Raw genomic sequence first — 13,054 nt, 5'->3', positions numbered from 1 at the left:
GGGCGGCCCGCGAGGCGCTCAGCACGCGGTGTCCGCGAGCAGGTCGTGCGGCAGGTCCTTGCGCCGCGTGACGTTCAACTTCCGGTAGACACGCGTCAGATGCTGCTCGACCGTGCTGACCGTGATGAACAGCTTGCGCGCTATTTCGCGGTTGCTGTGCCCGAAGGAGGCCAGCGAGGCCACGCGCCGCTCCGCGTCGGTCAGTTCCTCCGAGGGGCAGCTCTCCCCGTCGCGCGCGGGGCGGTCCGGTGTGCTCACTTCGCCGTCGGTGTACGGCAGGAGGTGTTCGCACAGTGACTCGGCCCGCGCGTCGCGGGCGATGCGCCAGGCGCGCCGCGCCATCATGCGGGCCTGGCCCAGCTCGCCGAGGGCGTGGTGGGAGCGGCTGAGCGCGCCGAGGACCCGGACCAGTTCGAGCCGGTCCTCGCACTCCTCCAGTTCCTCGATGGCCTCGTGCAGGGCGTGGTGGTGGCGGCGCAGTCCGGCGACCTCGGCGAGCACGCGCAGGGTCAGGGCGCGCGTACGGGACTGTCCCGAGCCGCACTTGGAGAGCTGTTCCTTGACGAGCCGGTCGGCCTCGGCCTCGCCTCCGGTGCGCAGGTGCATCTCGGCGGCCGCGGACCGCCACGGCACGAGTGCCGGCTGGTCGATGCCCCAGCGCGTCATCAGCTCGCCGCACGTGAGGAAGTCGTCCAGGGCCGGGCGGACTCGTCCGGTGGCCGCGTGGAGCTGGCCGCGGGCGTGCAGCAGTTCCAGGCCGTAGCGGGTTTCGGGGAGGCCGTCGGGGACATGGTGGTCCAGGTAGGTCATGGCCTGCTCGTACTGGCCCATCGCGGTGTGCGCGGAGACCAGGGTGGCGAGGACCGAGCCGATGCCGACGCCCCAGCCGAGCGGTGTCATCCACGACAGCGCGTTGGTGCCGTAGCGGACGGCGTCGACGGCGTTGCCCTGGCGCAGCGCGATCTTGGCTCTGATCGCGGACAGGGGTGCCTGCCAGCCGGGGCCGCCGAGCTTGGTGGCCTCGCGCAGCAGCGCGTCGCACCAGTGCGCGGCGCGGGTGAGCCGGTCGGAGTAGATGAGGGTGGACAGGGAGCAGGTGAGCGCCTCCAGGGTGGCGTCGCTCAGCGGGGTGCCCTGCAGGACGGTCTCGGCGAGGTCGGCGGCGTGCTGGTCGACGCCTCGGGTGAGGACCGTGTTGAGGGCGGCGCCCGCGCGGCTGCGCGGGTCGTGGCCGCGGGCCGCCGTGAGGTCGGCGGGGCCTTGCGGGGCGGGCCAGTTGTCGGCGCCGACGCGGTCGCGCAGGGCGGGGTAGGTGGTGCGCACCGCGCCGGTGGCCAGGTAGGCGGCGACGGCGGAGGAACCTTCGTACGCGCCCTGGCACTTGCGGGCGATCTCGGCGGCCTCCTCGAACCGGCCCTGCCAGAGCAGCCCGGCGAGCAGCACCGGCACGGCCTGTTCGCTGAGCCAGCCCTCGTCGAAGGCGGCGCGCAGCGCGGCCAGGTGGGGTCCGACGGTGGAGGGGCGCACCCGCCACACGCAGCGGGCGAGTTCGGCCAGGATCTCGCTGCGGCGTGCCCCCCGCGGGCACGCCTGGTCGGCGAGTTGGAGGCAGGCGATGGCGAGGGAGACGTCCTCGTCGCGGCGGGCGCGGGTGGCGGTCTCCCAGAGGGTGTCGAGGGATTCGGTGTCGGTGACCTCGCCGGCGGCGACGATGTGCCGAGCGACGACGGGGGGTTCGGCGCCGCCGCGGCGCAGCAGGACGGCCGCGTGGCGGTGCAGGGTGAGGCGGTCCTCGCGGGTGAGGTCGTCCAGTACGGCCGTTCTGGCCAGGGGGTGGCGGAACGTTCCCGCCTGGGTGAGTCCGGCCGATTCGAGGGCGCGGCGGCTCAGGGCGACGGTCTCGTGGTCGAGTTCGAGGAGTCCGGCGAGCGCGGTGTCGGACGCGGTGTCGTCGAGGATCGCGAGGCCGCGGGCCACGGCGAGGACGGCGTCGTCGCCGCGGTGCAGGCAGCTGAGCACGGACTGCCGGTAGGCGTCGCCGACGGTGAGGGTGTGCAGGGCGGGCAGGGAGGTGTCGGAGCTGGGGCCGTGGGCGAGGATGTCGTGGGTCAGGGCGCGGATCAGGAGCGGGTTGCCGCCGCTGATGCGGTGGACGTCGGGGGCGAGGCGGCGTGCGCTGGCCTCGTCGACGTGGTCGCGCAGCATCTCGGCGGTGGCCCGCTCGCCGAGGGTGCCGAGCCGCAGTTGGGTCAGGCGGGGGTGGCGCAGCAATTCCGCGCTGAACATGGGCCGTTCCGCGTGCGGTCCGGTGCGCAGGCCGAGGACGATCACCACGGGCTTGGCGCGCAGTTCACGCATCACGTGCTGGAGGCATTGCAGGGACGGGATGTCGGCGTACTGGACGTCGTCGATGAGGACCGCGAGGGGGCGGCCGTCGGCCATGGCGTGCAGAGCCGCGGTCAGTGAGCGCATCACATGCGCGCGTACGTGCTCCTCCCGCTCGCTCGCGGGGTCGCGCAGCATCGCGGTGAACCGGGCGTCGTCGAGGAGCCGCTCCACGCGCGCGGCGGCGCCACTCTCCCGCTTCTCCAACTGATCGGCGCCCAGGAGCAGTTGACCGAAGAGCGCCATGGGCGTCCGGCGCTCCGCTCGTAAACCCGTCGCCTTGAGGACCGTGAGGCCGCGCGCCTCGGCCTGCTCGGCGACGCCGTTGAGGAGCTCACTCTTGCCGGTGGCCACCGGCCCCCTCACCACGACGACCCGGGAGGGCCGTTCGGCGCTGCTCCCCAGAACCTCCTCCAACAGAGCCCATTCATCGACTCGCTCGACCAGGCTCATAGTGCGGTTTCCTCCCCGTAAGAAATTTCGCAAACTGCCCTGGGCGCCTTATTCGCATAACGCACTCATCAAGTAACCACTGGAGCCGCTTTGCAGGATACCAGGGCATATTCCTGATATCCCGACCGGCTTCTCACGGCCCCCGAGCAACAACACAACTATGACTGAATCTTGACGACGAGGTAGCCCCGAAAGAAGTGAGCCCACCCCCCAAATCCATGATGACTCGCAACGTTCAGCCCTCCCCACTCCGGCCTCGGGTGTGGTATTGGACCCGACCCTGACCGCGTCCACATACGGAACTTTGAATTCCAATTGAAGGGAAGGCGAAGAGGAACCGGCCATACCGGGCTACGCGCGGAGATCATCAAGTCATCCTGTCCGGAAACACCCCTGGCCACGCGCTCGCCGGAGCATGCCACGGGCGGGATCACGCCGACCGCCACCTCCCCCCAACACCGCCTGGACACACGCCCGTCGGCCCTCGGGCCGCCCTTCCGGCCCCTGCCCGAGGGTCCGCTCCGTACTCCTCCGCGGTGGCCCCTCGGGCAGCTCGCCGCCCCTCCGAGGGCAGCGTCGTTAAGGATCCGTTAGGCGTTGGTGGCGGGAAAAGTCCCTCCTGGAGTCACCGAAACAGTGAACTGAACACAATCCAACGGCAATTTGAAGGCAAAATTCACCAAGGAAGTCCATGGCGTTCAGGGCACCCCGGCCGCCACTCGGCGGCGGTCCCGCCCGAAGTCACCCCGCATGTCGGTACGTACACCTGCGGGGACTGCCAGATGCGTCACATTGTTACGCCGCCGTTTCGGGCCACGGTCCATTCCATGGCGGGTGAACGGACCGCAACTCGGCACGGCCGCCGCCGCGCCGGGCCGAGAGCCGGGACACGCCCAGGGCCTGATCCACAAGACAGGCCCTAGGGGACGGATAGGGGTGGAGGGCGGCGCGGCCCCCGGATAGCCTCCGGCAACGGGCAGCCATCCGTGATCCTCCCGGGGCCTGGCTCTCCTTCCACGTGCACAGCAGACAGGCACAACACGTTCACGCCCTCCCCCCGGTCACCGCCGGCCAGGGCACGCCGATGTGACGCGCACCCGCGCAGACCCGTAGAGGACGACGATGGCGAGAAATCGACCCCGAGCAAGCGCACTCCGTCCCGGGAGCGTGCCGCGATGACCGTGTCCGGCACTGGCGCCGAAGAGACCGGGGCGACCGGGCCGACCGGGCCGACCGGGGGCCAGGATCGAGCCGCCCCCGGCGGAGCCCCCGACGACGCGGGCCCCTCGGCCCGCACCACCGTCACCGTCATCATCCCGACCTTCAACGAGGCCGGGAACGTGGAGGAGTTGCTGACGCGCCTCGCCGCGGCCCTGCCCGCGCACCTGGACTGCGCGGCCCTGTTCGTCGACGACAGCACCGACGACACCCCGGCCGCCATCGAACGCGCCGCCCTCACCTGCCCGTTCCCCGTGAACGTCATCCACCGCGAGGTCGCGACGGGCGGCCTGAGCGGAGCCGTGGTCGAGGGCCTGAAGGCCGCCGCGTCGGAGTGGATCGTCGTCATGGACGCCGACCTCCAGCACCCGCCGTCCCTGATGCCCGAACTGGTGGAGACGGGACGCCGCGCGGGCGCCGACCTCGTGGTCGCCAGCCGGTACGCGGGCGGCGGCAGCCACGCCGGTCTCTCCGGCCGCTATCGCGTCGCGGTGTCGCGCGCCTCGACGCTGGTGACGAAGGGTCTGTTCCCGTCGGCGCTGCGCGGCATCAGCGACCCCATGAGCGGCTTCTTCGCGATCCGCCGCAGCACCGTGCACGCCAACACCGACATCCTCAAGCCGCTCGGCTACAAGATCCTGCTCGAACTGGCCATCCGCTGCCGCCCGCGCGCCGTCGCCGAGGTGCCGTTCTCCTTCCAGGAGCGGTACGCGGGCGAGTCGAAGTCGACCGTGCGCGAGGGGATGCGGTTCCTCGCGCACCTGGTGTCGCTGCGCACCGCGACCCCGGTGGCCCGGATGGTGGTCTTCGGCCTCATCGGCCTGACCGGCTTCCTGCCGAACCTGGGCGCCCTCGCCGCGCTCACGGCCACGGGCCTGCACTATCTGCCCGCCGAGATCCTCGCCAACCAGTTCGGCGTGCTGTGGAACTTCCTCTTCATCGACCTGCTGCTGTTCCGCGACCGGCGCGGGCACCGCCACTGGGCCGACCGCCTCGGCCGGTTCGCGCTGCTCGCCAACGCCGACCTCGTGCTGCGCATTCCGCTGATCGCGCTGCTCGTCGACGGCATGGGCATGGCGGTGCTGCCCGCGACCGCCGTCGCGCTCCTCACGACGTTCGTCATCCGTTTCGTCGCCACCGAGCTGTTGGTCTATCTCCCCCGGCGCGGCGGCCAGGAGAAGGAAGCGGGCGCGGACGCCTCGCACGCGTCCGGGAAGCGGGAGAAGGAGGGCACGCCATGAACACCGGTGTCAAGGACGGCGGTACGCGCACGGCGTCGACGCAGGCCGATGCACCACCGTTGGCACTGCTGGCGCGGATCGTGCCCGAAGACGTCGTGTGCCGAGAGGTCCTGGGTGACCCCGACGGCATCGTCCTGCACCCGGACGAGCAGGCGCTGATCGCCCGGTCCGTGGAGAGCCGGCGCCGCGAGTTCACCACGGGCCGCCACTGCGCGCACCGCGCCCTGGAGGACCTCGGGCACCCCGCCGATTCGATACTCCCCGACGCCAAGGGCAGCCCGCGCTGGCCCTCTTCGGTCGTCGGCAGCATCACGCACTGCGACGGCTACCGCGCTGCCGCCGTCGCCCACGCGTCCCGCGTCCGGTCGCTCGGCGTCGACGCCGAGCCCGGCGGGCCGCTCCCCCACGGCGTACTGGAGGCGGTGGCCCTGCCCGCCGAACAGCGGCGGGTGGGCGAACAGTTGGCCCGGTGGCCCGGGGTGCGCTGGGACCGGCTGCTGTTCAGCGCCAAGGAGAGCATCTACAAGACCTGGTATCCGCTGATGCGGGCGCCCCTCGGGTTCGAGGAGGCCGACGTCGTGTTCCACCGGTCGCGGGAGGCGGAGGCGGACACGGAGCCGGACGCAGGCATGGGGATCGGTACGGGTGCGGGTACGGGTGCGGGGACCTTCACCGCGCGGATTCTTCCTCCGGTACGCGAACGGGGATTCCCCCAGCAGCTCACGGGCCGCTGGCTCGCGCGGGACGGTCTGGTCCTCACCGCGATCACGCTGCGCGCAGCACCCGCCCCACAAGCTCCTCGATGAGCTTGTCGGTCGAGAACGGCGCGAGCAGGTCGGGCACCGTCAGATCGTCGACGATCATGCCCAGCATGGCGAGGTAGAGCAGGACGACGCCGGTGCGGTCGCCGGGCAGTTTCGCGCCGAGGTGGAAGTCGATGTTGGCTTCGAGCTGCTCGGCCATGAACCTGGTGAGCTCGGCGTGCAGTTCGGGGCGGCGGGTGGCTTCCAGGCGCAGTTCGAGGAGCGCGATGTGGCTGCTGCGGTCGGCCCGCGTCCGCTCGACGAGCTGCTTCCCGAGCGTCACGACGAGCTCCATGGACGGCGCCTCGGTCATGGTGTCGGCGAGCGCCGACTCCTCCGGGGTGAGCCGCTCCAGGATCCGCCGCATGATCTGCGCGAGGAGTTCCGCGCGGTGCGGGAAGTAGTTGCTCGCGGTGCCCTTGGGCACCTCCGCCTGCGCGTCGAGGGCCCGGAGCGTGAGCCCGCGGGACCCCTCGCGGGTCAGCACCTCGATCGCGGCGTCCAGGAGCGCCGTACGCCTGGCCGGGTTCTGTCGCATGACGGTCCTCTCCCCTTACCTGTGCGGACAGCTTTCCTGTACGTACCGCACGTACTCCATGTGCAGTACTGCGTACTGACCACTGCAACCAGAGTGCCATGCCGGGTGCCGACGCCACCACCCGGCCCGCCCGTCCCACCCGTCCCGCCCTACACGGCCACGGCGACCTCGTCATCCTCTCTGGCCATGCCGGCCACGCCGGCCTCACTCTTCCCAGCGAACTGCGTCCGGTACAGCTCCGCGTACCGCCCCTCCACCGCGAGGAGTTCGTCGTGCGTCCCGCGCTCCACGATGCGTCCGCCTTCGACGACGAGGATCTGGTCGGCCGCCCGCACGGTCGACAGACGGTGCGCGATGACCACGGCGGTGCGCTCGGCGAGGGCTTCCGCGAGGGCCTCCTGCACGGCGGCCTCGGACGTGTTGTCCAGGTGGGCGGTCGCCTCGTCCAGGATGACCACCCGCTGGCGGGCGAGCAGCAGTCGCGCGATGGTCATGCGCTGCCGCTCACCGCCCGAGAGCCGGTACCCGCGCTCGCCGACCACCGTGTCGAGCCCGTCCGGCAGCGACCGCACGAGGTCGTCGAGGCGGGCCCGGCGCAGCACGTCCCACAGTTCGTCCTCGCTCGCGCCGGGGCGGGCGAGCAGCAGGTTGGCGCGCACCGACTCGTGGAAGAGGTGGCCGTCCTGCGTGACCATGCCGATGGTGTCGCGCAGCGAGTCCGCGGCCAGGTCGCGCACGTCCTGCCCGCCGACGCGTACGACCCCGGAGTCGGCGTCGTAAAGCCGCGGAAGGAGTTGCGCGATGGTCGACTTGCCCGCGCCCGAGGAGCCGACGAGTGCCACGGTCTGACCGGGCTCGGCGCGGAAGGAGAGGCCGTGCAGGACCTCGTCGCCGCCGCGTCCGTCCAGCGAGGCCACTTCCTCCAGGGAGGCGAGGGAGACCTTGTCGGCGGACGGGTAGCCGAAGCGGACGTCGTCGAACTCGACGGCCACCGGCCCCTCGGGCACGCTCCGCGCCTCGGGCTTCTCGTCGATCAGCGGTTTCAGGTCGAGGACTTCGAAGACCCGCTCGAAGCTCACCAGGGCGCTCATCACCTCGACGCGCGCGCCGGCAAGCGCGGTCAGCGGCGCGTAGAGGCGGGTCAGGAGCAGCGCGAGCGAGACGACGGCGCCCGCCTCCAGCGTCCCGTCGAGCGCGAAGTAGCCGCCGAGGCCGTAGACCAGGGCGAGGGCGAGCGCGGACACCAGGGTCAGGGCGGTGATGAAGGCCGACTGCGCCATGGCGGTGCGTACGCCGATGTCGCGCACCCGGCGGGCCCGCGCCGCGAACTCCTCGGACTCGTCCGCCGGGCGGCCGAACAGCTTGATGAGGGTGGCGCCGGGCGCCGAGAACCGCTCCGTCATGCGGGTGCCCATCGCGGCGTTGTGGTGCGCGGCCTCGCGCTGCAGGCGCGCCATCCGGGTGCCCATGCGCCGCGCGGGCACCACGAACACCGGGAGCAGCACCAGCGCGAGCAGGGTGATCTGCCAGGACAGGGCGAGCATCACGGCGAGGGTCAGCACGAGCGTGACGACGTTGGACACGACGCCGGAGAGCGTGTTGCTGAACGCCCGCTGCGCGCCGATGACGTCGTTGTTGAGGCGGCTGACGAGCGCGCCGGTGCGGGTGCGGGTGAAGAAGGCGACGGGCATGCGCTGCACATGGTCGAAGACGGCGGTGCGCAGGTCGAGGATCAGGTTCTCGCCCAGGTTCGCCGACAGCCAGCGGCCGAGAAGGCCGAGGCCCGCTTCGGCGATCGCGATGACGGCGATGAGCACGGCGTACCGGACGACGGTCGAGGACTCGTCTCCGGACACGATCGCGTCCACGACCCGCCCGGCGAGTACGGGGGTCGCCACGGCGAGCAGCGCGGTCACGACGCTCAGCAGGACGAAGTGGGTGATGCGGCGGCGGTGCGGGCGGGCGAAGTCGGTGATGCGGCGCAGCGTGGCGCGTGCGAAGGGTCGGCGTTCCTGCTCGGCGTTCATGACGCTGTGCAGCTGGGTCCAGGCTGTGGTCTCCATGCTCATGTGGGGAACAGTAGGACCTGAAGTTAAGTTGAGGTCAAGGATCGCATCACCCGTCTCAGGGACCTCTGTCGCGTCTATTGACCCGCCTGTAACCGGAACGTACTTTCGCTTCAATTCTTGAGCGCATCACTCCGGTTACTCGTGTCCTGACGTGAGAAGGTCGAACGCATGCGAGATGTACGAAGGCGTACGCTGCTGTCCGCGATCGGCGGCACCGCCGTCGTGGGCGGTGCTCTGAACCCCGGGATCGCCGAGGCCGTACCGGCCGCACCCGCCGGGGCGCCCGCCGCTCCGGACCGCGGGACCCCGCACGAAGGCAAAGTGCGCGAGCTCCTCGACCGTATGACTGTCGAAGAGAAGCTCGGCCAGCTCCAGCAGCTCGCCTGGTCCTGGGACACCGGTCCGGGCGGCGGCGAGACCAAGGATGTCGAGGACGCCGCGCGGTCCGGCCGGCTCGGCTCGGTGCTCTCCATCTTCGGCGCCAAGAGCAGCAACGCCCTGCAGCGCATCGCCGTCGAGGAGTCCCGGCTCGGCATCCCGCTGCTGTTCGGCCTGGACGTCATCCACGGCTTCTGGACGACGTTCCCGATCCCGCTCGCGCAGGCCGCGAGCTTCGACCCGGACGTGACGCGGACGGACGCCGAGGTGTCCGCGAAGGAGGCCCGTTCCAACGGCGTGCACTGGACGTTCTCGCCGATGATGGACGTCACGCACGAGCCGCGCTGGGGCCGCATCGCCGAGGGCTGCGGCGAAGACCCGTATCTGACGGCCGAGTTCGCCGCCGCCAAGGTCGAGGGCTATCAAGGGCCGGGCAAGCACGGGTATGCCGCGAAGGACCGAGTGGCCGCGTGCGCCAAGCACTTCGTGGCGTACGGAGGCGCCGAGGGCGGGCGCGACTACAACACCGTCGACGTGTCGGAGTCGCGCCTGCGCAACCTCTATCTGCCGCCGTTCAAGGCGGCCCTGGACGCGGGCGCGGCCACGGTGATGGCGTCCTTCAACACCATCGGCGGCGTCCCCGCGCACGGCAACTCCCACACCCTGACCGGCATCCTCAAGAAGGAGTGGGGTTTCGACGGCGTCGTCGTCAGCGACTGGACCGGCGTCCAGGAGCTGATCGCGCACGGCTTCGCCGAGGACGGCGCGGCGGCCGCCAAGCTCTCCTTGAACGCGGGCGTCGACATGGAGATGGTCAGCACCAACCTCCGCGAGCACGGCAAGAAGCTGCTGCGCGACGGAAAGATCAGCGAGCGGCGCCTGGACGACGCGGTCGCCCGCATCCTGCGCCTGAAGTTCGCACTCGGTCTCTTCGACGATCCGTACGTCGACGAGGACGCCGCGATCGACGGGCCGACCGCCGCCGCCCGCAAGGCCGCCCGCGAGACGGCGGCGCGCTCGATGGTGCTCCTCAAGAACGACGGCGGGGCGCTGCCGCTCAAGACCTCGGCCAAGTCCATCGCCGTCGTGGGCCCGTTCGGGGACTCCGACGATCTGCTCGGCACGTGGGTGGTCCCGGCCGCCGCGAAGAAGTACCCGTCCGTGAAGGTCCTCGGCGCGGTCAAGCGCGCGGCGCCGGGCGCGAAGGTGACGTACGCGCGTGGCGTCGACCCTGAGGGCAAGGACACGGCGGGCATCCCGGCCGCGGTCGCCGCCGCGAAGGCCGCCGACGTGACGGTCGTCGTCGTGGGCGAGCCGCCGTCGATGAGCGGCGAGGCCGCGGCGCGCAGCGACATCAGCCTGCCCGGCGCGCAGGAGCGCCTCGTCGAGGCCATCGCGAAGACCGGCAAGCCGTTCGTGGTCGTCCTCGTCAACGGCCGCCCGCTGACCATGGGCGGCTGGCTGAAGTCGGCGCCCGCCGTCCTGGAGGCCTGGCACCCGGGCGTCGAGGCGGGCAACGCCATCGCCGACGTCCTCTTCGGCAAGGTCGACCCGGGCGGCAAACTGCCCGTCTCCTTCCCGCGCACCGTCGGCCAGATCCCCATCCACTACAACCACGAGTCGACGGGCCGCCCGTACGACGCCGACAACAAGTACTCGTCCAAGTACCTGGACCTGCCGCCGGACCCGCAGTTCCCCTTCGGCCACGGCCTCAGCTACACGACGTTCGAGATCGGCGCGCCGAAGCTGAGCCGCGACACCGTCTCGGCGGGTGCCCTGCGCGAGGGCGACACCCTGGAGGTGTCGGTCACCGTCTCCAACACCGGCCGCCGCAAGGGCGACGAGGTCGTGCAGTTGTACGTCCACGACCTCGCGGCGAGCATCACCCAGCCCGTGCGCAAGCTGCGCGGCTTCCGCCGGGTCACGCTCGGCGCGGGCCGGTCCACCGTCGTCCGCTTCCGCGTCGGCGCCGAGGACCTGGGCTTCTGGACGAACGACACCCACGGCGAATTCCTCGTGGAGGAGGGGAAGTTCGATCTGTACGTGGGGAACAGCTCGGCGGCGAAGGGCAAGCGGACGCTGACGGTTACGTGAGCGGGTGGCCGGGGTGGGCGGCGTCGGTCGCCCACCCCGGCTCCGTCGACCGAGCGGTCGACCATGCGGTCAGCCAGGCAGTCAGCCGAGCTCCAGCGTCGTGACCCCGAAGACCCGCTCCCGGGCGAACTCCCGTACCGGGCCCGTGTACATGCGCGCCGTGTCGAACGTCGGCTTCATCCCGCGCGCCTCCGCCAGCGCCACGGCCTCGGTGTTCGTCTCCGGTACGTCCATGGCCACGGCCGCGCCGCCGGACTCGGCCGCGAGGGCGTCGAGCAGCGCCTCGGCATCGGCGCGGGTGTCGGCGAACAGCGGCCCGACGCGCGGCGCGTCGCGGCCCGGACGCAGCACCCCGTACCCGGTGACACGGCCGTCGACGACACTCGCCAGCGCGCGGTGGCCCGGCGCGGTCAGCCAGGCGTCGAGGAAACGGGGCCGGTCGGCCGGGTAGCAGGCGCTGTCGTACGCGGTCAGGGCGTCCCGGTCCACCTCCGCCACCGGTTTGATGTGCGCGGGCAACGGTCCGGGCGCGCCCACCGGGCCGACGTAGCGCAGGTTGCCGTGGGCGCGCTCGAAGCCGGAGCGCCGGTAGTTGTCCTGCTGCGCCGGAACGCCGTCCAGGCCCACGACCCGGTCCCCTGCGTGCGCGAGCGCGGTCTTCCAGGTGGTGCGGCCGTGGCCGCGGCCGCGCTGGTCGGGGCGGACCAGATAGAAGCCGAGGAAGGCGTACGCGGCGCCGTAGTTGACCACCGAGATCGCCGACACCGGCTCGCCGTCGACCCGGCCCACGAAGAATCCGTCCGGGTCCTGCGCGAAGAAGGCCGCCGCGTCGCCGAGGCCCGGGTTCCAGCCCTCCCGCGCCGCCCACTCGGTGACCAGGCGCCAGTCGTCGGGCGTCGCCGTCGAGACGACGAGCTGTCCGGGGGCCGCACTCTCCTGGCCGGGGGCCGTACTCTCCATCGCCGCACCTTCCTTGAACGGTGTTTCCGCGAGCGGTCGTTCCGCGAACCCTGATTCCGCGCATCCGCGCAACGGGCCCCATCCTGCCCCGCCCGGCGCGCCGTCGTCCGGCCCACCGGGCCGATCAAGCCGTACGGCGGCCGGGACGCCTACCCGGGCAGCCCCATCGCGTCGGCCAAAGCCTCCATCTCGGCCTTCAGCAGCGTGCCCGCGCGGTGCCCCATCCCCGCGTACAGGCCCTGCACTTCGAGGCTGACGACTCCGTGCAGCCGGGCCCACGCCGTGACCGTGCCCGCCAGCGCCGTGGCCGGGTCGGCGTCCGGGGCCCAGGACTTGACCCACTCCTCCACGGCGGGGCTGTCGTTCAGCCAGAACCGCATCTCCGCGCGCAGCTCGAGCGCGGCGCCCCGGCAGTCACCCCGCCCGAGCACGCCGAGCAGGGGCCCGAGCACGGCGCGGGCGCGGTCGACGGTCTCCGGGGGCGCGTGGTAGCCGGGGGACGGCGTGCCCGCCAGGAGCTGGTAGACGTGCGGCGACTCGACCGCCCAGGCGCGGAACGCCACGGCGAGGGCGAGGAGCCGCTCGCGGGGCGGGGCGTCCGCGGCGCGGTCGGCGGCCGTGCGCATGGCGGCGGCAGCGGCGTCGTAACCGTCGCAGATCAGCTCCGTGAGGAGGTCGTCGCGCTTGCCGAAGTACTTGTAGAGGGCCGGGCCGGTGAGGCCGAGCCCCTTCGCCACCGCGTTGAGGCTGAGCGCGGGGGCGCCGCCCGCGCGGATCTGCTCCAGGGCGGCCTCCTTGATCTCGGCGCGCACCTGTTCGCGGTAGCGCTGGCGCGGGGTGCTGGTGCTGCTGCTGCCGTCCGGCACGGGAGCCCCTTTCTCTCACTGTGGTTAGAGACTCTAACTCAAGCAAGAG

8 protein-coding genes are annotated in these 13,054 nt (G+C 71.8%); 3 read left to right on the top strand and 5 right to left on the bottom strand.

Annotation, left to right across the window (positions count from 1 at the left end):
* Positions 1–18 precede the first annotated feature (18 nt).
* Complete coding sequence (locus IEY91_RS05800) at positions 19–2,838, bottom strand: helix-turn-helix transcriptional regulator (RefSeq protein ID WP_189173108.1); 2,820 nt, start codon at positions 2,836–2,838, stop codon at positions 19–21.
* A gap of 1,175 nt (positions 2,839–4,013) precedes the next feature.
* Here IEY91_RS05800 and IEY91_RS05795 point away from each other — a divergent pair.
* Positions 4,014–5,297 carry a glycosyltransferase gene (locus IEY91_RS05795; protein ID WP_189173107.1) on the top strand — a complete coding sequence of 428 codons (1,284 nt, stop codon included), beginning with the start codon at positions 4,014–4,016 and terminating at the stop codon, positions 5,295–5,297.
* Complete coding sequence (locus IEY91_RS05790; RefSeq protein ID WP_189173106.1) at positions 5,294–6,103, top strand: 4'-phosphopantetheinyl transferase family protein; 810 nt, start codon at positions 5,294–5,296, stop codon at positions 6,101–6,103. The genes IEY91_RS05795 and IEY91_RS05790 overlap by 4 nt, the downstream gene beginning before the upstream one ends.
* Here the strand turns inward: IEY91_RS05790 and IEY91_RS05785 are convergent.
* The gene (locus IEY91_RS05785; protein WP_189173105.1) at positions 6,063–6,638 is read right to left on the bottom strand and encodes a TetR/AcrR family transcriptional regulator; all 576 of its coding nucleotides are present in this window, start codon (positions 6,636–6,638) and stop codon (positions 6,063–6,065) included. The two genes, IEY91_RS05790 and IEY91_RS05785, sit on opposite strands and share 41 nt — an antisense overlap.
* A 149-nt stretch (positions 6,639–6,787) precedes the next feature.
* On the bottom strand, positions 6,788–8,707 hold the full coding sequence (locus IEY91_RS05780) for an ABC transporter ATP-binding protein (protein ID WP_189173104.1): 1,920 nt from the start codon (positions 8,705–8,707) through the stop codon (positions 6,788–6,790).
* 168 nt (positions 8,708–8,875) lie between these two features.
* On the opposite strand from IEY91_RS05780, the gene bglX reads away from it, so the two are divergent.
* Positions 8,876–11,179, top strand: a complete 2,304-nt coding sequence (gene bglX, locus IEY91_RS05775) for a beta-glucosidase BglX (protein ID WP_189173103.1) — start codon at positions 8,876–8,878, stop codon at positions 11,177–11,179.
* Positions 11,180–11,260: 81 nt separating this feature from the next.
* Here bglX and IEY91_RS05770 read toward each other — a convergent pair whose 3' ends face one another.
* Positions 11,261–12,139 (bottom strand): GNAT family N-acetyltransferase, encoded by an 879-nt coding sequence (locus IEY91_RS05770; RefSeq protein WP_189173102.1) that lies wholly within the window; start codon positions 12,137–12,139, stop codon positions 11,261–11,263.
* 149 nt (positions 12,140–12,288) lie between these two features.
* Positions 12,289–13,005, bottom strand: a complete 717-nt coding sequence (locus IEY91_RS05765) for a TetR/AcrR family transcriptional regulator (protein ID WP_164318092.1) — start codon at positions 13,003–13,005, stop codon at positions 12,289–12,291.
* Between the last annotated feature and the right edge of the window lie 49 nt (positions 13,006–13,054).

The sequence above is a fragment of the Streptomyces lasiicapitis genome (assembly GCF_014646335.1).
Taxonomy (GTDB): Bacteria; Actinomycetota; Actinomycetes; order Streptomycetales; family Streptomycetaceae; genus Streptomyces; species Streptomyces lasiicapitis.
The sequence above is the reverse complement of the archived record's forward strand: the minus strand, read 5'-3'. Positions and strand labels throughout refer to the sequence as shown.

Coding starts and splice junctions, on each gene's coding strand:
- IEY91_RS05790 (WP_189173106.1), top strand. CDS start 5,294: ATGAACACCGGTGTCAAGGACGGCGGTACGCGCACGGCGTCGACGCAG.
- IEY91_RS05780 (WP_189173104.1), bottom strand. CDS start 8,707: ATGAGCATGGAGACCACAGCCTGGACCCAGCTGCACAGCGTCATGAAC.
- IEY91_RS05785 (WP_189173105.1), bottom strand. CDS start 6,638: ATGCGACAGAACCCGGCCAGGCGTACGGCGCTCCTGGACGCCGCGATC.
- IEY91_RS05800 (WP_189173108.1), bottom strand. CDS start 2,838: ATGAGCCTGGTCGAGCGAGTCGATGAATGGGCTCTGTTGGAGGAGGTT.
- bglX (WP_189173103.1), top strand. CDS start 8,876: ATGCGAGATGTACGAAGGCGTACGCTGCTGTCCGCGATCGGCGGCACC.
- IEY91_RS05795 (WP_189173107.1), top strand. CDS start 4,014: ATGACCGTGTCCGGCACTGGCGCCGAAGAGACCGGGGCGACCGGGCCG.
- IEY91_RS05770 (WP_189173102.1), bottom strand. CDS start 12,139: ATGGAGAGTACGGCCCCCGGCCAGGAGAGTGCGGCCCCCGGACAGCTC.